This window comes from Caballeronia telluris (assembly GCF_001544495.1).
In the GTDB taxonomy this organism is placed as follows: Bacteria; Pseudomonadota; Gammaproteobacteria; order Burkholderiales; family Burkholderiaceae; genus Caballeronia; species Caballeronia telluris.
Genome location: NZ_FCNZ02000001.1, coordinates 564,811 through 583,329, shown reverse-complemented (window position 1 = coordinate 583,329; position 18,519 = coordinate 564,811). Strand labels below are relative to the sequence as shown.

18 protein-coding genes are annotated in these 18,519 nt (G+C 65.4%); 8 read left to right on the top strand and 10 right to left on the bottom strand.

Annotated features, from left to right (window positions below; all coding sequences use genetic code 11):
* The first annotated feature begins 64 nt into the window (after window positions 1-64).
* Complete coding sequence (locus tag AWB66_RS02685; RefSeq protein ID WP_087628686.1) at window positions 65-2,968, top strand: bifunctional diguanylate cyclase/phosphodiesterase; 2,904 nt, start codon at window positions 65-67, stop codon at window positions 2,966-2,968.
* Here the strand turns inward: AWB66_RS02685 and AWB66_RS02680 are convergent.
* Entirely contained in the window at window positions 2,937-3,173 is a 237-nt protein-coding gene (locus tag AWB66_RS02680) for a hypothetical protein (protein ID WP_087628685.1), read from the bottom strand. The two genes, AWB66_RS02685 and AWB66_RS02680, sit on opposite strands and share 32 nt — an antisense overlap.
* Before the next feature lie 147 nt (window positions 3,174-3,320).
* On the opposite strand from AWB66_RS02680, the gene AWB66_RS02675 reads away from it, so the two are divergent.
* Together AWB66_RS02675 and pqqA are read left to right on the top strand one after the other, a co-directional pair.
* Window positions 3,321-3,554: a DUF2795 domain-containing protein gene (locus AWB66_RS02675; RefSeq protein WP_087628684.1), complete on the top strand. Its 234-nt coding sequence runs from the start codon at window positions 3,321-3,323 to the stop codon at window positions 3,552-3,554.
* Between the two features lie 206 nt (window positions 3,555-3,760).
* A complete protein-coding gene (gene pqqA, locus AWB66_RS34880; RefSeq protein WP_008353049.1) occupies window positions 3,761-3,835 on the top strand; it encodes a pyrroloquinoline quinone precursor peptide PqqA in 75 nt (24 codons plus the stop codon).
* Window positions 3,836-3,881: 46 nt separating this feature from the next.
* Here pqqA and AWB66_RS02665 read toward each other — a convergent pair whose 3' ends face one another.
* From AWB66_RS02665 to ehuR, 9 genes are all read right to left on the bottom strand, one after another.
* Window positions 3,882-4,196 carry a hypothetical protein gene (locus AWB66_RS02665; protein WP_087628683.1) on the bottom strand — a complete coding sequence of 105 codons (315 nt, stop codon included), beginning with the start codon at window positions 4,194-4,196 and terminating at the stop codon, window positions 3,882-3,884.
* A 112-nt stretch (window positions 4,197-4,308) separates the two neighbouring features.
* Complete coding sequence (locus AWB66_RS02660) at window positions 4,309-5,706, bottom strand: aspartate aminotransferase family protein (protein WP_087628682.1); 1,398 nt, start codon at window positions 5,704-5,706, stop codon at window positions 4,309-4,311.
* A 27-nt stretch (window positions 5,707-5,733) separates the two neighbouring features.
* On the bottom strand, window positions 5,734-7,215 hold the full coding sequence (locus tag AWB66_RS02655; protein ID WP_087628681.1) for an NAD-dependent succinate-semialdehyde dehydrogenase: 1,482 nt from the start codon (window positions 7,213-7,215) through the stop codon (window positions 5,734-5,736).
* Window positions 7,216-7,314: 99 nt separating this feature from the next.
* Window positions 7,315-7,785, bottom strand: a complete 471-nt coding sequence (locus tag AWB66_RS02650) for an Lrp/AsnC family transcriptional regulator (protein ID WP_087628680.1) — start codon at window positions 7,783-7,785, stop codon at window positions 7,315-7,317.
* A 1-nt stretch (window position 7,786) separates the two neighbouring features.
* Window positions 7,787-8,815 (bottom strand): N(2)-acetyl-L-2,4-diaminobutanoate deacetylase DoeB, encoded by a 1,029-nt coding sequence (gene doeB / locus AWB66_RS02645; protein ID WP_087628679.1) that lies wholly within the window; start codon window positions 8,813-8,815, stop codon window positions 7,787-7,789.
* 3 nt (window positions 8,816-8,818) lie between these two features.
* Entirely contained in the window at window positions 8,819-10,027 is a 1,209-nt protein-coding gene (gene doeA / locus AWB66_RS02640; RefSeq protein ID WP_087628678.1) for an ectoine hydrolase DoeA, read from the bottom strand.
* A gap of 10 nt (window positions 10,028-10,037) precedes the next feature.
* On the bottom strand, window positions 10,038-11,027 hold the full coding sequence (locus AWB66_RS02635) for a cyclodeaminase (RefSeq protein ID WP_087628677.1): 990 nt from the start codon (window positions 11,025-11,027) through the stop codon (window positions 10,038-10,040).
* Between the two features lies 1 nt (window position 11,028).
* Window positions 11,029-11,994, bottom strand: coding sequence for a hydroxyectoine utilization dehydratase EutB (eutB, locus tag AWB66_RS02630; RefSeq protein ID WP_087628676.1), 966 nt, complete (start codon window positions 11,992-11,994; stop codon window positions 11,029-11,031).
* 78 nt (window positions 11,995-12,072) lie between these two features.
* Window positions 12,073-13,506 carry a MocR-like ectoine utilization transcription factor EhuR gene (ehuR, locus tag AWB66_RS02625; protein ID WP_407642253.1) on the bottom strand — a complete coding sequence of 478 codons (1,434 nt, stop codon included), beginning with the start codon at window positions 13,504-13,506 and terminating at the stop codon, window positions 12,073-12,075.
* Between the two features lie 213 nt (window positions 13,507-13,719).
* Here ehuR and ehuB point away from each other — a divergent pair, with 213 nt between their 5' ends.
* From ehuB to AWB66_RS02600, 5 genes are all read left to right on the top strand, one after another.
* Complete coding sequence (ehuB, locus tag AWB66_RS02620) at window positions 13,720-14,577, top strand: ectoine/hydroxyectoine ABC transporter substrate-binding protein EhuB (RefSeq protein ID WP_087628674.1); 858 nt, start codon at window positions 13,720-13,722, stop codon at window positions 14,575-14,577.
* A gap of 96 nt (window positions 14,578-14,673) precedes the next feature.
* Complete coding sequence (ehuC, locus tag AWB66_RS02615; protein WP_200818904.1) at window positions 14,674-15,342, top strand: ectoine/hydroxyectoine ABC transporter permease subunit EhuC; 669 nt, start codon at window positions 14,674-14,676, stop codon at window positions 15,340-15,342.
* Window positions 15,339-15,998, top strand: coding sequence for an ectoine/hydroxyectoine ABC transporter permease subunit EhuD (gene ehuD / locus AWB66_RS02610; RefSeq protein ID WP_087628673.1), 660 nt, complete (start codon window positions 15,339-15,341; stop codon window positions 15,996-15,998). Before ehuC ends, ehuD begins: the two co-directional genes overlap by 4 nt.
* A gap of 82 nt (window positions 15,999-16,080) precedes the next feature.
* Complete coding sequence (gene ehuA, locus AWB66_RS02605) at window positions 16,081-16,905, top strand: ectoine/hydroxyectoine ABC transporter ATP-binding protein EhuA (protein ID WP_087628801.1); 825 nt, start codon at window positions 16,081-16,083, stop codon at window positions 16,903-16,905.
* Window positions 16,906-16,980: 75 nt separating this feature from the next.
* On the top strand, window positions 16,981-18,516 hold the full coding sequence (locus AWB66_RS02600; RefSeq protein ID WP_087628672.1) for an FAD-dependent oxidoreductase: 1,536 nt from the start codon (window positions 16,981-16,983) through the stop codon (window positions 18,514-18,516).
* Window positions 18,517-18,519: the final 3 nt, after the last annotated feature.

Here is an 18,519-nt window from a genome sequence, read left to right as displayed (position 1 = left end):
CGGCCGCCGATCGGACACTCCGAGACTGGCTTTTGGCTCCCACCGCCGATGAGTTTTTTTTCCCATGATTGACGCGCCGCCGGACACGAACGATGCAATGCGCCCGGATGCCGGCGCGCCTTCGATCGACGCGTTGCTCGACGCCGCGCGCGGCTGCGGGCGGCCGAGCGCCTGGGCGTGGTATCGCGCGGGCGAGCAGTTGCATCTGGCGGGCCAGGGCGACGCGTCGTTCGACTGGCCCCAGAGCATGACCGAGGAACGGTTCGCGCAGCAGTGCGCGGCGCGCGGCTGGCATCGCTGGGCGACGGGCCGCGGCGAAAGCGTGCTCGGCTGGCTCGTCGCGCCCGAGGCGCTCGCGGGCGAGCCGTGTCTGCACGACCTCGCGCGGCGCCTGGGCGAACGCGTGCAGACCGACGCCCTCGTGCGCGCGCAGAACACGCAGCGCGTGCTGTACGAAATCGCCTATCTGGCGAGTTCGGTGCCCGAGCGCGCGGCATTCCTGCAGGGCGTGCACGAACGGCTCGGCACGCTCATCGACGCGGAAAACTTCTATCTCGCGCTCTACGACCGCAAGAGCGGCCGGATCACCTATCCGTACTACGTCGACGTGATCGACACGGAAGTGGTCGCCGCCGAGAACTACGACATCCTGAATCCCGCGCGCCTTTCGATGACCGCGCACGTCCTCACGACCGGCCAGCCGCTCCTGATCGACGCCGCGACGATCCGCGCGGCCGAAGCCGAAGGCCGCTACTACTGCATCGGCGACCGGCCCGAGTTCTGGATGGGCGCGCCGCTCAAGAACGCATCCGACGAAGTGTTCGGCATGCTCGCGATGCAGGTCTACGACGTCTCGCGCGTTTATAGCGCCGAGGATCGCGCGCTCTTTCTCGTGGTCGCGCGGCACGTGGCGATGGCGCTCGACCGCATCCTGCATCGCGCGGACCTCGAAGAACAGGTCGCGCGGCGCACGTCGGAGCTTTCGCGGGTGAACGCCGCGCTGCGCGAAGGCATCGCGGAACGCGAGCGCGCCGAGCACTTGCAGGCCGCGCTGTTCCAGATCGCCGAGCTATCGAGCCGTCCCGGCGACATGGTCGAGTTCTTCCGCAGCCTGCACCGGATCGTCGGCGAACTGCTGTATGCGCGCAATTTCTACATCGCGCTCTTCGATACCGACACGCGTGAAGTGTCGTTCCCGTATTACGTCGACGAGCTCGTTCAGGACCCGCCGCCGCCGCGACGCGGGCAGCGCGGCCTCACCGAACACGTGATCCGGCAGCGCCGTCCGTGCCTGATCGACGCCGACGAAGCGCGGCGCCTGATCGCCGAGCGCACCATCGACACCGGCAACGAGAACGTGCGGCTGCGCTCGTGGCTCGGCATCCCGCTCTTCGACGGCGACGACGTGCGCGGTGTGCTCGCCGTGCAAAGCTACGCGCCGCTCGTGCGTTATTCGCAGCGCGACCAGGAATTGCTGACCTTCGTGTCGCGCCACATCGACACCGCGCTGTCGCGCCGGCGCGCCGCCGAGGCGCTTCACGTGGCGAACGCCGAACTGGAAGCGCGCGTGCAGATCCGCACGCGCGAACTCGACAACGCCAACGCGCGGCTCCTGCACGAAAACTCGCACGACTCGCTGACGGGCCTGCCCAACCGCAGTCATCTGTTGCAGCAGTTGCAGGCCGCGTGGCGCGACTATCGCGCGCATGGCGATCAGGTGATCGTGATGTTCATCGACCTCGACCGCTTCAAGGTCGTGAACGACAGCCTCGGCCATCATTACGGCGACCTGCTGCTGATCCAGGCGACCGGGCGTTTGCGGAACTGCCTGCGTTCGAGCGATTTGCTCGCGCGCCTGGGCGGCGACGAGTTCGCGGTGCTCTCGCCGAATACGTCGCAAAGCGATGCGGTGGCGATCGCCGAGCGCATTCTCGCCGCGTTCGACCTGCCGTTTCACATCGACGACCATGTGGTGTTTTCGTCGTGCAGCATCGGCGTCGTGAGCGCGGACAGCCAGTTCCACACCGAACCCGCCGACCTTCTGCGCGACGCCGATACCGCGATGTATCGCGTGAAGAACGCGGGACGCGACAGCTTTGTCGTGTTCAACCAGGAATTGCGGCGCGAGGTATCGGACCAGGTGGAACGCGAAGGCGCGCTGCGCAATGCGCTCAAGCGCGACGACGAACTGCTGCCCTACTTCCAGCCTATCGTCGATGTGAGGAGCGGCGAAGTCGTCGCGCTGGAGGCGCTGATCCGCTGGCGTCAGGCGGACGGACGCGTCGTCGGGCCGTGCGAGTTTTTGCCGGCTGTCGAAGGCCTGCGGCTGATCGGGCGGCTCGATCTTTACATGCTGACGCGCGTCGCGGTGATTCTCTCGGACCCGCAATTCGCGAACTGGCCGCCCGTGCATGTGAACTGTTCGAGCTACAGCATGACGCGCGCCGATTTCGCCGACGACGTGCTCGCGTTATTGCGCCGTCATGGCGTCGCGCCGTCGCGCGTGTGTCTGGAACTGACCGAAGGCGCGCTCGTCGCCGAGCCCGATCTCGCGCGGCGCACGATGCAGCAACTCGCGGACAACGGCATGTCGGTCGTGCTCGACGACTTCGGCGCGGGCTTCTCGTCGCTCAGTTACGTGCATCAGTACCGCTTCAGCGGCCTCAAGATCGACAAGTCGTTCATTCTCGAACTCACCGCGAGCGCGCGCAGCCGGGCGATCGTCCGCGCGATCGTGCGCATGGCGGAATCGCTCGACCTGACGCTCGTCGCCGAAGGCGTCGAAGACGTGGAGACGCTCGCCGTGCTGCGCGACATGGGCGCGGCGCAGGCCCAGGGTTACTTCTTCGACAAGCCGATGCCACTCGACGCGCTCATGCGCTCGCCAGCGGCCGGCCGGCTCGCCCGCGGCTACACGAGCGTGCCGACGCCGTTTTTCAGGGCATCCCGCCGAGCGACGGGGAGATGATGCTGCCGGGCTCGCCTTCGGCGGGCCCGCTGTCGACGTGCGCGGCGCGCGTCGCGATCGGCGGATGATGCGCCTTGCATGCATCGACGCTATCGGGGCCGAGGCATTGCTGGAACGCATCGGCGACGTCCTTCGATTCGAACGTGTAGATCGTCTGATCGACTTTGATTTCGGTGTCGGAAATGCGGTCGGCGTTGATCGTCATGGTGCGTTCCTCGCGTGGTTGGTTGAGTCGATGTGCTTGGTGCAAGCATCAAGCGCGCCCGACACGGCGATGCAGCGGGTACATGCGTTGCTGCAACGAACGATGCAGTTCCCGCCAACTCACATGACTCGAGCAAAGGAGAAGGACATGTCCCAGCATCCCGCTCACGCCCAGAACCATCGTCATCCCGACGAACCGCGCGCGGAAGACATCACGAGTGCGCTGAAGGGCGCCGACTACCCGATGGGCAAGGAAAAGCTGCTCGCGCTGGCGAAAAGCAATGGTGCGGACGGCGAAGCGATGGCGGTGCTCAATCGCATGAGCGACCGCAATTTCGATAGTGCGTCGGCGGTCCTGCGCGAAGCGAACCGAGTCGAATGACGCAACGGTCTGAACAATCTACGCGGTCCTTGTAAACCACGGTAACGATTTTCCCAGTGATGCAACCTGCGAAGAAGGTTTAGGATGGGGCTAGCGTCGGATAAAACGGACGCGCGGCTTGGCACGGCGCTTGCGGCACGAATTGCAGTCAACGGTCGCGCAACGGTCACGCATCGGCATGGCCGGCCATTGCAAAAGGAGGCTTTATGAAGTGGGAAACTCCGAGTTTCACCGACATGCGCTTTGGCTTTGAAATCACGATGTACATCGCCACGCGTTAAGTCCGATGCGGCCGCTCACGCGGCCGCGTTTTTATTTCAACTTCTTTTAGTCCGCGTTCGGGTTCTTCAGATCCGCGTTCTGCGCATCCAGCCCGCCCGCCCCCGCCGGTTCCGGCCTGTCACCCGAGCCATACGGCACTTCCGCCGTCTGATGCGGATGCTGGTCGAGACGCCTCGACTCCGGTTCCATTTCCCCTGCATTCGGCTTGCGCACGCCTTGCTTCGGGTCGCCTCCCGTCGCCGAACCCGGCCCCGGCAGGTTGCCTATCGAGCCGCCTCCGCTCGCGCCGCTGCCCGGATCGCCGAGCGGCTTGTCGGTGCCGTCGTCGCGGCTGGTTTCGTTGCGTTCGGTGGTCGCCATCTCGTTCTCCTTCGTCAGTGTCATGAACGAAGAGCAACGCGCGTACCCGTTGAAACGCACAAAAGCCCGCGCTCGCACGCGGGCTTTTGCGCTACGACTTGCCGCTATCGCCTCAATGCGCGGCGGCCGTTCCGATCACCTGATTCGCCACCTCATCGACCGCCTGCTTCACGACGCCGACGATCTCGTCGACTTCCGCGCGCGTCGTGACGAGCGGCGGCGCGAAGCCGAGGATGTCGCCGTGCGGCATCGCCCGCGCGATCACGCCGCGTTCGAGCGCCGCCGCCGACACCTTCGGCCCCACCTTCAGCGCGGCATCGAAGGGCTTGCGGCCTTCCTTGTCGGCCATGAATTCGAGGGCCGCCAGCATGCCCGCGCCGCGCACTTCACCGACGAGCGGATGGCTGTCGAACGCGGCGTGCAACTGCGCCTGCAGATAACCGCCGACCTCGGCCGCATTCTGCGTAAGGTTCTCGCGCTCCAGGATGTCCAGGTTCGCGAGCGCCGCCGCGGCGCAGATCGGATGACCCGAATAGGTCCATCCGTGACCCATCGCACCGTATTCCTGCGAACCCTTGTCGATCACGTCCCACACGCGCTCGCCGACGATCACGCCCGACAGCGGCGCATACGCGCTCGTCAGGCCCTTGGCGACGGTGATCAGGTCCGGCTTGATGCCGTAGTGCTGCGCGCCCATCTTCGAGCCGAGACGCCCGAAGCCGCAGACAACTTCATCGGAGATCAGCAGGATGTCGTGCTTCCTGAGCACGTCCTGGATCGCGGGCCAGTAGCCATCAGGCGGCGCGATGATGCCGCCCGTGCCCATCACCGGCTCGGCGATGAACGCGGCGATGGTGTCCGCCCCTTCGCGCGCGATCATCTTCTCCAGCTCGTCGACGCAATACGCGGTGAATTGCGCCTCGCTCATGCCAGCCGGCGCCTGACGATACCAGTGCGGACACACCGTGTGCTTGATGCGATCGAGCGGCAGGTCGAAGTGCTGGTGGAAGCTCGGCAGGCCGGTCAGACTGCCCGTCACGATGCCCGAGCCGTGATAGCCGCGCTGGCGCGAGATGATCTTCTTCTTGTTCGGACGCCCGAGCACGTTGTTGTAGTACCAGACGATCTTGATCTGCGTTTCGTTCGCGTCCGACCCCGACATGCCGTAGTAGACCTTCTTCATGCCTTCCGGCGCCCAGCCGATGATCCGCGACGACAGTTCGATGATCGTGTCGGTCGAGTGGCCCACGTAGGTGTGGTAGTACGCGAGCTTCTTCGCCTGCTCGTAGATCGCGTCCGCGACTTCGGTGCGGCCATAACCGATGTTCACGCAATAGAGGCCCGCGAACGCGTCGATGTAAGTCTTGCCCTGATGATCCTCGATGCGGATGCCCTTCGCGCCCGTCACGATCTTGCCCGGCAGCGCGCCACTCGCGTGATCGTGGGCGTGCGTGGACGGATGCATGAAGTGCGCGCGGTCTTCGTTGAAGAGTTGGTCGAGTTGGGTCATGTGCTTCTCCTTGTTGGTCCGGTTCAGTCAGGCAACGGCCGTGCAAAGCGGCAGGCCGAGATTGCCGAGGCAGAAATACTTGGTTTCGACGAACGGCTCGAAGCCTTCCGCGCCGCCCTCGCGGCCGAGGCCCGACGCCTTCATGCCGCCGAAGGGGATCGGCGCGCCGGTGAACTTCACGCCGTTCACCGAGACCATCGCGAAGTCGAGCCGTCTCACCAGCTGAAAAATCGTGTCGATGCGCTGTGCGCACACGTAAGCGGCGAGGCCGTATTCGGTGTCGTTCGCGAGCGCCACGACTTCATCGAGCGTTTGGAACGACGAGATGGCCGAGGTCGGCGCGAAGTTTTCCTCGTCGTAGATGCGCATGCCCGGTTGGGCATCGGCTACCACGGTAGGTTCGAAAAACCATCCGCCCAATGCATGCGGCTTGCCGCCCGCGGTGATGCGCGCGCCCTTCGCCCGGGCGTCTTCGACGCGCGCGACGGTCGCATCGAACGCCGCCTGATGCATGAGCGGACCGACATCGACCTGGGCCTCGAACGCCGGCCCTACTTTCAGGCGCGTCACCGCCTCGCTGTATTGCGCGACGAAGCGCTCGTACAGCGGCGCTGCAACGAAGATGCGATTGGCCGCGCAGCAGTCCTGGCCCGAGGTCTGGAACTTCGCGCCCACGGCGATCCGCACCGCCTGGTCGAGATCCGCGTCTTCGGTCACGATGAACGGCGCGTTGCCGCCGAGTTCGAGCGCGAGCTTCTTGATGCCCGATTCCGCCGCCGCGCGCGCCACGAGCCCGCCTACGCGCGTCGATCCCGTGAAGCTCACGGCGCGCACGCGGGTATCGCGCACGAGCGTGTCCATCGCCATCTGCGGCTCGCCCAGGACGACGTTGAAGACGCCCGCCGGAAAGCCCGCCTCTTCCGCGAGTTGCGCGAGCGCGAGGGCCGAAAAGGGCGTCTCGTGCGCGGGCTTGATGACCGTCGTGCAGCCTGCTGCAATGGCCGCCGCTGCCTTGCGCGTGATCATCGCGACGGGGAAATTCCACGGCGTGATCAACGCCGCGACGCCGACCGGCTCCATCATCGTGCCGAGATGCGCGCCTTCGATATGGCTCGGAATCGTGCGGCCGGTCAGACGCTTCGCTTCGTTCGCGAACCACTCGACGAAGCTCGCCGCATACGCGATCTCGCCGCGCGCTTCGGCAAGCGGCTTGCCTTGTTCGAGCGAAAGAATGCCCGCGAGGTCGTGCTGATGACGCAGGATCAGTTCGTGCCAGCGCAGCAGCACCGCGCTGCGCTCTTGCTGCGGCACCCAGCGCCACGTTTCGAACGCGCGGTGCGCGGCATCGACGGCGGCTTTGATCTGCGATGCATCGAGCATCGGCACATGACCGATCACGCTCTGGTCGGCGGGATTCTGCACGGCGACGCTCGCGGCGCTCTCGCTATGGACCCAGCGGCCATCGACATAGCAAAGCGACTTGAAGAGGATGGGATGACCCAGCATCATGAACGGCTCCTGTTTGTCCTGGTATGCATCCAATGTAAGGCGTCGGCGTGCTGCGAATTTTTGGTTGTAGAGCGCTTTGCTTGCGGTTTTTTCTGTTCTTCAGGTCCAGTCGGGCACGTCGTCCGGCATGCTCTTCACGACCTTCGTCACGATGTAGGTGAAGTACTTCTCGATGCCGAGTTCGTCGACGAGCAGCGAGTCGATGAAGCGCTGATAGTGGTCGATATCGCGCGATACGACGTGCAGCACGTAGTCCACGCCGCCGCCCGTCGCATAGCACTGCGCGACTTCCGGCGCCTCGGTCACGCGCGCTTCGAAGCGCCGCATGTCCTGCGCGGTATGCCGCGCGAGCGTCACTTCCACGACGATGCGGCTGCCCCTGAACGCCGCCGCCCAGTCGATCTCCGCGCGATAGCCGCGAATCACGCCGCTCTCTTCGAGCTTCTTCACGCGCTCCCAGGCGGGCGAGATCGAGAGGTTCACCTCTTCGGCGAGCTTCGACTTCGTGATGCGGCCATCCCGCGCGAGGATGCGCAAGATGGCGAGGTCATAGCGGTCGAGTTTGAGCAACTTAGATCGCCACCGGAATGTTGCGCTCGACGATATCCGCGACGACGGCCACCGTATCGCCGATCTGCACGAGCCCCGGGAAGTGGCGCGCCGCCAGCAGGCCGCCACGCTTCGCGCGGTATTCGACGGGCGCGGTGCCGGTGCGCGTCGCATCGTAGACGCGCGCGAGCACGTCGTCTTGCTGCACGATGTCCCCTAAATCACGGCACATTTCGAGCAGGCCGCTATGCTCGCTCGTCGTGTAGCAGGAGCCGTCGGGCATGTCGAGCAGCATCGTGGTGCGCGCCTTTTCGCCGTTGTCGAAGGTTTCCTTCGACAACACGCCCGCATGCGCGAGCAAGCCGTACACGCCCCGCTCGGCGATCGCCACGCTCGCCGCCGTCGCGGACCCGCCGCCGCCCAGTTCCGTCGACACGAACACCTTGCCCGCTTCTTCCACCGCGCTGTCGAAGAGACCGACGCTGTCGAGTTCGAGCATGCGCATCGAATACGGCGCGCCGAACGCGCGCATCGCGGCTTCGCAACGCGCCTGCTGCGTCGAATCCGGCAGCAGGTGGATCGCCGCGAACGGCACGAAGTCGAGCGTCCTGCCGCCTGCGTGGATGTCGAGCACGTAGTCGGCAAGCGGCAGCAGATGACGCTGGAAGTAGTCCGCGATCTTCTCGGTCACGGTGCCGTCGGGCTTGCCCGGGAAGCTGCGGTTCAGGTTGCCCGCATCGATCGGCGACGTGCGCGTGCCCGCCTTGAACGCCGGGAAGTTCATGAACGGCACGATGATCACGCGGCCGTTGATGTCGCCGGCCTTGAGCGTCGAGGCGAGCTTCGACAGCGCGATCGGACCTTCGTACTCGTCGCCGTGATTGCCGCCCGTGAGCAGCACGGTCGGCCCGTCGCCGCGCTTCACGACGGTGACCGGAATCATCACCGCGCCCCACGCGGAGTCGTCGCGTGAATACGGCAGCTTGAGAAAGCCGTGCTGCTCGCCGTCGGCGGAAAAATCGACCGTCGGCTGGATCGGGGACGCGCGCATTCGCTACTCCTTCACGAACAGTTTGCGAGGCGTGTTGCAGAAGGTCTCGACGCCGGTATCCGTAATCAGGATGCTCTCCGTGATTTCGAGGCCCCAATCGTCGAGCCACAGCCCCGGCATGAAGTGAAACGTCATGCCGGGTTCGAGGACGGTCTTGTCCCCGGGACGCAGGCTCATCGTGCGCTCGCCCCAGTCCGGCGGATAACTCGCGCCGATCGGATAGCCGCAGCGGCTGTCCTTCTCGATGCCCGACTTGCGCAACACCGCGAAGAACGCGTGGGCGATGTCCTCGCAGAGATTGCCCGGCTTCGCTGCGGCGAGCCCCGCTTCGATGCCCTCGACAACCGCCTTCTCCGCTTCGATGAAATGCCGTGGCGGGCGGCCGAGATACACGGTGCGCGACTGCGGGCAGTGATAGCGCTTAAAGCATCCGGCGATCTCGAAGAACGTGCCGGCGTTCGCGGTGAACGGCGAATCGTCCCACGTGAGATGCGGCGCGGCTGCGTCCGAGCCGGTCGGCAACAAAGGCACGATGGCCGGATAGTCGCCGCCGTAGCCTTCGACGCCGGTGATGCCCGCCGCGTAGATTTCCGCGACGAGATCGCTCTTCTTCATGCCCGGCTCGACCTTGTCGAGAATGCGCGCGTGCATCTTCTCGACGATGCGCGCCGCCACGCGCATGTACTCGATCTCGCGCGGCGACTTCACCGCGCGCTGCCAGTTGACGAGCGCGGTCGCATCGACGAACTGCGCCTTCGGCACGTGCTGCGTCAGCGACGCATACGCCTTCGCGCTGAAGTAATAGTTGTCCATCTCCACGCCGATCCGGCACGTGTCCCAGCCGCGCGCCGCGATCACTTCCTTCGACAGATAGTCCATCGGATGGCGCACGGACGACTGCACGTAATGATCGGGGTAGCCGACGATATTGTCGTGCTGCATGAACACGGTGCGCTTCGCGCCGTTCGCGTCCTGGCCGCGGCCGAACCACACGGGCTCGCCTTCCATCGAGAGCAGCACGCACTGATGCACGTAGAACGACCAGCCGTCGTAGCCGGTGAGCCACGCCATGTTGGTCGGGTCGGTCATGATCATGAGATCGACGCCGGCCTTCTGCATCGCACGCCGCGTCTTCGCGATGCGCGCCTCGTACTCGCTGCGCTCGAACGCGAGGCGCACGTTCGGTCGTTCCTGTTGCGTTGTGTCTGACATCGTCCCCTCTTCAGAGCGTCACGTCGTTGGTGAAAGTGGTGCCTGCGCCCGCCGCCTTCGCGCGCGCAATCGCGAGCGCGGCGATGGCCGTGTCCTGCGCGCCCGTGCCGGTCAGGTCGCAAATGGTGATGTCCGCGTCGTCCGTGCGGCCCGGCATCTGTCCTGCGATCACTTGCCCGAGTTCAGCAAACGCGCGGTCCGCCGCGACGGCGCCAGCTTCGATCGCGTGATGCAGTTCGCCGAGCACGCGCGTCTGCTGCACGCGGTCGCAGATATAGCGCGCGGCCGCGAAGACGTCGGGTGCGAGTTCGTTCTTGTGCTCCGCGTCCGAACCCATCGCGGTGATGTGCAATCCCGGATGCAGGTCGCGCGCGTGGATCAGCGGCTCGCGGCTCGGCGTCGTGGTGATGGCGATGTCGGCGTGCCTGAGCGCCTGATGCACGCTGTCGGCGACTTCGCACGGCACGCGTGTCTCTTCAGCAAAGCGCGCCGCGCGTTGCGGATCGCGCGCCCAGACGCTCACGTGCTCGATCTTGCGCACGAGCATCAGCGCGTTCAGTTGCAGTCGCGCCTGCTCGCCCGCGCCGATGATCGCGACACGCGTCGCCGTTTGCTTCGCGAGCCAGCGCGCGGCCACCGCGCCCGCTGCGGCGGTGCGCACCGCGGTGAGATAGCCGTTGTCGAGCAATACGGCTTCGGTCAGTCCGGTACGCGCCGAGAGCACGAGCATCAGCCCGTTCAGGCTCGGCAACCCGAGCGACGGATTGTTGAAGAAGCCCGGGCTCACCTTGATCGCGAAACTGTCGAAGCGCGGCAGATAAGCGGTCTTCACATCGACCTCGCCCGCGTGCTCGGGAATGTCGAGACGAAGGATCGGCGGCATCGCGACGGCTTCGGTCGCAAGCGAGCGGAACGCGGCCTCGACCTGGTCGATGGCGGCGAGATCGAGCGGCACCAGCGCGCGCAGTTGCGCTTCGCCGAGAAGGGATATGTCGGCCATGTCACGAGGCTCCAATGATGCGGCGATGCGTTTCGATGTCGATGTTGCAGCCGCTGACGACGATCACGAGCGGTCCGCGCGCGTCGTGCAGCGCGCCGTCGAGCACCGCCGACATGCCCACCGCCGCCGCGCCTTCGACGACGAGCCGCTCCTCGCGATAGGCATGCACGATGCCGCGCGCAATCGACGCTTCGTCGAGCAGCACGACGCGATCGATCAGTTCGCGCGTCATTGCGAACGTGTGCCGGTTGTCGAGACCGATGCCGCCGCCGAGCGAATCGGCCAGTGTCTCCAGTTCGTCGACGAGCACCGGCTTGCCCGCCGCGAGGCTCGCGTGCATTGCGGCGCCGCGCTCCATCGTCACGCCGATCGTCTGCACATCGCGATTGATGTGCTTCGCCGCGAACGCGACGCCGCTGAAGAGTCCGCCGCCCGACAGCGGCACGAGGATCGTCGCGACATCGGGCAGCGCTTCGAGGATCTCGAGGCCGATGGTGGCCTGCCCGGCGATGACGCGCGCATCGTCGAAGGGCGGCACGAACGCGAAGCCTTCCTCGCGCACGAGACGAAGCGCCTCGATCTGCGCATCGTCCTGGCTCTTGCCGGCGATCACGACGCGCGCGCCGAGCGCCGCCACCGCATCGACCTTGTTCTTCGGCACGAGCGACGACATGCACACCGCCGCTTCCATGCCGAGCGCGCGCGCCGCGTGAGCGACGGCGCGTCCGTGATTGCCCGTCGATGCAGTCACGACGCGCGTCGCGCCTTCTTCGACGAGTTGCGCAAGCGCATTGGTCGCGCCGCGCAGTTTGAAGCTGCCGGTCGGCTGCACGGTTTCGAGCTTGAGATGAACCGGCACGCCGGCAATTCGCGAGAGCGCCGGCGATTGAACGAGCGGCGTGCGGCAGACGCGCCCTTCGATGCGTTGACGCGCGCGATAGACATCGGCAAGCGAGATGGCGGACATGTGAGCGCGGCTGCGTTGAGTTCTAGTGCAACCGAGTCTAATGTCCTAAAAAATCGATTTGGAATGTCCTAGATCATTTCAGTTGAAGTCGTGCACATGCGGGTATTGCTCGAACACGGCGCGGATCGTGTCGATGGCGTTGCGAAAGGTCGCGTCGGTCACTTCGGCGCCTACGCACAGGCGCACCGCGTTAGGACGCTCGGCGCCGCGCACGAGGAACGGATCGGGCGAAGTCACCGCGATGTCGCGATTGCGGAGCTCGCGCGTGATGCGCTCGGCCTGCCAGTAGTCGGGCACGCGCAGCCAGACGGAAAGCGCGTGCGGATGACTGCCGAGCACGTAGGCGCCAAGCGCTTCGCGCACGATGGCCTGGCGCTTGGCGAGCCGCTCGCGCTGGATCTCGACGAGGCGTTGCGCGGTGCCGTCGAAGATCCAGCGCGTCGCCACTTCCGCGATCGGCGAGGTCGCCATCCAGCTGCTCACGCGCAGCACGCTTTCGGCGCGCAACGCGAGGCGCGGCGGCATCGTCAGGTAGCCGGTGCGCAAGCCGCTCAACACCGACTTCGTCATGCTCGTGCAGTAGAACGCGCGCTCCGGGATCAGGCTCGCGATGGGCGTCTGCGCTTTCGCGGGCAGCGCGCCGTAGACATCGTCCTCGATCACGTAGACGCCGTAGCGCTCGGCAATGCGGGCGATCGCGCGGCGCCGCGAATCGGGCATCATCGCGACAGTCGGGTTGTTCAGCGTCGGCGTGCAGACGAGCGCGGAGACGCGCTCGCTGTCGCACATCTCCTCGAAGTGCTCGGGGCGGATGCCGTGCTCGTCGATCTCGAGCCCCTTCAGCGTAAATCCCAGCACGTTCGCCGAGCCGATCACGCCGTGATCCGTGAGGCTTTCGCACAGCACGGTATCGCCCGGCCCGACGATGGAAGCGAGCGCGAGAAAGATGCCGTGCGCCGCGCCGTTCGTCACGAGCAGGGTCTCGACGTTCGCCGGCATGTTGAGCGACGCGAGCCATTCGACACCCGCCTGGCGATGATGCTCGAAGCCCGCAATGGGCCGGAAGGCGCGTATCCACGGCTGGTCGTCGACGGTTGCGAGCGTCGCGCAGACCTTGCGCCACATCGCGTCGTGCTCGGCGGTATGAACGATGCGCGCAATCGAGAAATCGACGACGGAGCGCTCGGCCGTATCGAGCATGTAGTTCGACATGGTCTCGGTGACGCGTTCCGCGACGAAGCTGCCGCGTCCCACCTCACAGCGGATCAGGCCTTGCCGCTCCAGTTCCTTGTAGGCGTTCGTGACCGTCTGCACGCTGATGCCGAGGTCCGCCGCGACATCGCGCTGCGGCGGCAAGCGCGCGCCGGAAGCGAGTGCCGCGTTCTCGATGTCGTTCGCTATCGCCTTCACCAGGCGCTTGTATTTGGACTGCGCGCCTTGCACGGTTTGCACCGCCTCGCGCCATCGGTCGTTCACTTTTGCTCCTTCGATGCCCTCTTTCCGTGCCTCCATAGTGGCCTAAAACACGGTAGGAAAATAATTGTCCTAGAGCAATCGGAACAAATATATGGCTTTGTATGCTGCGTTCATGGCTGTGTTACGCAACACCCGCAAGGCCTTGTCAGTCAAGGTCGACTAAGGGTTAGCGAGCATCCGTCCAGGGCGCCGGAAGATTGTGCGGCGCAACCCACCACGCTGAACAACGAACCACCGAACGGGATCAACATGCAAATCAAGCGAGTGTCTGGAATGCTGGGGGCGCTGTGTGTCGTGGCAGCCGCGGGGCTGGCCGCATATGCGCCGGTCGCGAGCGCGGAAACCACCTTGCAGCGCATCCAGCGCACGGGCGAGGTGCGCATCGGTTACGCGAATGAAAACCCGTTCGCCTACACGACGCCCGATGGCACCGTGACGGGCGAGTCGCCGGAGATTGCCAAGAAGATCTTCGCGAAGCTCGGCGTGAAGAAAGTGGATGCCGTGCTGACCGAATGGGGTGCGCTGATTCCCGGCCTGCGCGCAGGCCGCTTCGACGTGATCGCGGCCGGCATGTATGTGACGCCCGAGCGCTGCAAGCAAGTGGCATTCGCCGATCCGCAGTACGAGATTCCCGACACGCTGCTCGTGCTGAAGGGCAATCCGAAAGGTCTGAAGAGCTACGGCGACGTCGCGAAGGCACCGGACACGAAACTTGCTGTGATGGCCGGCACGGCCGAACTGGGCTATTCGCGCGAGGCCGGCATCAAGGACGACCAGATCCTCCAGGTGCCCGACACGACCGCGCAACTGCAAGCCGTGCGCGCGCGCCGCGCCGATGCTGCCGTCGGCACCGCGCTGACGATGAAGGGTCTCGCCACGAAGGGCGGCCCGCAACTGGAAGCCATCGCCGACTTCAAGGACGATCCGAAGCACACCGGCTACGGCGCCCTGGCCTTCCGTCCCGACGACACGGACCTGCGCGACGCAGTGAACAAGCAGTTGCATGCCTGGCTCGGCACCGAAGACCATCTGAAGACGGTCGCGCCCTTCGGCTTCGACAAGAGCAACCTGCCGAAGAAGACCACCGCCGAGTTGTGCGGCGGCTGATGTGAAGTGAAGCGGCGTACCGTTACGCCGCTTCGGGTGATTCAGGGCGCACCGGCTATCCCGTCACGCGCCCGACAGTTCAAGCGAGGTAGCGTCATGCAAGAACTCATGCCCCTGCTGATGAAGGGCACCCTCGTCACCATCGAAATCGCGTTCTACAGCATCTTGCTCGCGATCGTGATGGCAGGCGTTGCGGCCGTGCTGCGCACCGCGCCGTGGCGACCCGTGCGATGGCTGGGCAATGCCTATGTCGAAGTCTTTCGCGGCACATCGCTGCTCGTGCAGCTCTTCTGGTTTTTCTTCGTGCTGCCGCTGCCGCCGTTCAATCTGGAACTGACGCCGTTCACCGTGGCTATCGTCGGCCTCGGGCTGCACTACGGCGCGTATGGCTCCGAAATCCTGCGCGGCGCGCTGCGCTCGGTGCCGGGCGGACAGTATGAAGCCGCCATCGCGCTCAACATGCCGGCGGCGACCCGCATGCGCCGCATCGTGCTGCCTCAGGCGATGATCAATGCACTGCCGCCCGCGACCAACCTGATGATCGAACTGCTCAAGGGCACGTCGCTCGTCTCGCTCATCACGCTCTCGGACCTCACGTTCCGCGCGCGCCAGCTCGACGAATCGACGTTCAAGACGGCCGAGATCTTCGCGCTCACGCTCGTCATCTACTTCGTGCTCGCACAGGTCATCTCGCTCGTGATGCGGCACTTCGAACGGCGCTTCAGCAGCCACATCGCCCGCCGCACGCCGAGGACCGCGCCATGACCCATTTCTTCGACATGAACTATGCGCTGCACATCCTGCCGGCTCTGTTGCGCGCCTCGATGTACACCATCGGCATCACGCTCGTCGGCTTTGCGATCGCGCTCGTGCTCGGCCTCGTGCTCGCGATCCTGCGCCGCAGCGAGATTCAGGCGGTATCGAAGCCGACCGCCTTCTTCGTCGAATTCGTCCGCAGCACGCCGCTTCTGATTCAGGTCTACGTGCTCTTCTATGTCGCGCCGCTCTACGGCATCACGATGTCCGCGCTGATGGCGGGCACCATCGGCATTGCGGTGCACTATGCGTGCTACGTGTCCGAGGTGTATCGCGCGGGACTCAACGGCGTCGCGCGCGGCCAGTGGGAAGCGGCCTGCGCGCTGTCGCTCTCGCCGTGGCGCACGTATGGCGGCGTGATCCTGCCGCAAGCAATCCGTCCGATCATTCCCGCGCTCGGCAACTACCTCGTCGCGATGTTCAAGGACACGCCGGTGCTCTCCGCGATCACGGTCGTCGAACTGATGCAGCAGGCGAAGAACATCGGCTCCGAGACGTTCCGCTATCTCGAACCGATCACGATGACCGGCCTGTTCTTTCTTTTGATCAGCGTGACGTTCGCCTCGGGCGTGCGCCACCTCGAACGACGCGTGAGGCTGCCATGATCTTCAACCAGCAAGTCCGTATCGATCGCGTAAGCCAGACCCGGCCCGGCGGTGCCCGCTGATGGAACTCCAGGAGAAGCAGATGAAACGAGATCTCGACCCTGCGCTCGGCGCAGCCGCCGACGCAGCCGCCACCGCCCCGATGGTCCGCTTCCGGGGCGTGACGAAGCGCTATGGATCGCTGACCGTGCTCGACGCACTCGACCTCGACGTCGCGCGCAACGAGAAGGTCGCGATCATCGGGCCGAGCGGCTCGGGCAAGTCCACGCTGCTGCGCGTATTGATGACGCTCGATCCGCTGACCGATGGCGTGATCGAAGTCGAGGGCGAGCCGCTCACGCACCAGATCAAGAACGGCGCGCTCGTGCCGGCATCCGACCGCCACGTGCGTCAGGTGCGCAGCAAGATCGGCATGGTGTTCCAGAGCTTCAATCTCTTTCCGCACATGAGCGCGCTGCAAAACACGATCGAAGCGCCTTTGAGCGTGCTCGGCATGTCGAAGAAGGAAGCGACCGAGCGCGGCCGCGAACTGCTCTCGATGGTCGGCCTCGCGGACAAATGCAATCACTATCCGTCGCAACTGTCGGGCGGACAGCAGCAGCGCGTGGCGATCGCGCGTGCGCTCGCGATGCGCCCGAAGGTGATGCTGTTCGACGAAGTGACGTCCGCGCTCGATCCCGAACTGTGCGGCGAAGTGCTCAACGTGATCCGCAAGCTCGGCCACGAGCACAACCTGACGATGCTGATGGTCACGCACCAGATGGGCTTCGCGAAGGAATTCGCCGACCGCGTGTGCTTCTTCTCGCAAGGGAAGATCGTCGAGCAGGCGCCGCCGCAGCAGTTCTTCTCCGCGCCGCAGCACGAGCGCACGAAGCAGTTCCTGCGCGCGGTGACCGAAGCCATGTAACGCCGTCGAGGTCGCGGTCCGCGAATTGCTACGGCGTGCTCATGTGATCCACACGCGATACGCGGGAGAACGCCAATGCAGTCGTCGATGGAAAAGGTCGCGCGCCTCGCCGACTTGCCGCTGCAACGCGGCACGCGCGTGAAGATCGGCGAGACGCCGATCCTGCTGGTGCGCGATGGCGATGCCGTTCATGCGTACACGGCCGATTGTCCGCATGCGGGCGCGCCGCTCGAAAAGGGCGCGCTTTGTCATGGACGGATTGTTTGTCCGTGGCACAAGGGGACGTTCGAGATCAGCGACGGGTCGCTCGTCGAACCGCCTGCGCTGCATGGACTGACGCGCTATGCGTCCACGATCGAAGACGGCGACGTGTACGTATCGCCAGAGCCGCTCGAACCGGACGCGCGCGCGCCGGCAGGCGGAACCGCCACGATGTTGGTGGCGGGCGCGGGAGCCGCGGGCGCCGCTGCCTGTGTGACGCTGCGCGAGGCCGGATTTGATGGACGCATCGTGCTCGCGGGAACCGATGCGTCAGTGCCGTATGACCGGACCGCGCTGTCGAAATTCGTTCTGGCCGGCGATATGCCGCCCGGCGACGTCCCTCCTCTCTTCGACCCCGCGCTTTTCTCCGCGCAACGGATCGAGCGTGTCGAATCCGACGTGGTCGCGCTCGATGCATCGAAGCGGCGCGCGCAATTGGCGAACGGCACGGCCGTCGATTACGATGCCGCGCTCGTCTGCACCGGCGGCACGCCACAACCGCTCGACGTGCCCGGCGCGAAGCTCGCGAACATCCACCTCCTGCGCAACCGCGACGATGCGAGCGGCATCGTCGACGCATTAAAGCATTGCAGGCGCGCCGTGATCGTCGGTGCGAGTTTCATCGGGCTCGAAGCGGCTTCGTGCCTGCGCAAGCGCAACATCGAGACGATTGTCGTGGCGCCGCAAAAGGTGCCGTTCGCAAAGCAGTTCGGCGAGCGGATCGGCGTCATGTTCAAACAACTGCACGAGCACAATGGCGTTTCGTTTCGCATGGAGCGAAACGTCGCCGCATTCGAGGGCGATGGCGCCGTGCAGACGGTCGTGCTCGACGATGGCGAGCACATCGCGGCCGATGTCGTGATCGTCGGCACGGGCGTGAAGCCCGCGACGTCGTTCGTGTCGGGCATCGCGCTCGCGGACGACGGCGGCATCGACGTCGATTCGGGCATGCGCGCGGCGCCCGGACTTTTTGCGGCGGGCGACGTCGCGCGCTTCACGCTGCCGCGCGCGCAAACCCGGCTGCGTATCGAACACTGGCGCGTCGCGCAGCAGCACGCGCGCGTCGCCGCGTACAACATGGCGGGCGCGAGCCGCGTGTACGAAGGCGTCCCGTACTTCTGGACCTATCACTTCGGCAAGCGCTTCGACTATCTCGGGCATGTCACCGAACCGGACGACGTCGTCATCGACGGCGACCTCGACGCGCAGCAGTTCGTCGCGTATCTGCTGAAGGATGGCAAGGTCGGCGCGGTGGTCGCGTGCGAGCGCGAGGACCAGACCGCGCGGCTCGCCGAAGCCATGCGCGAAACGCTCACGCTCGATGCCGCCCGCGAGGCCGCGAAGGGCTGAACG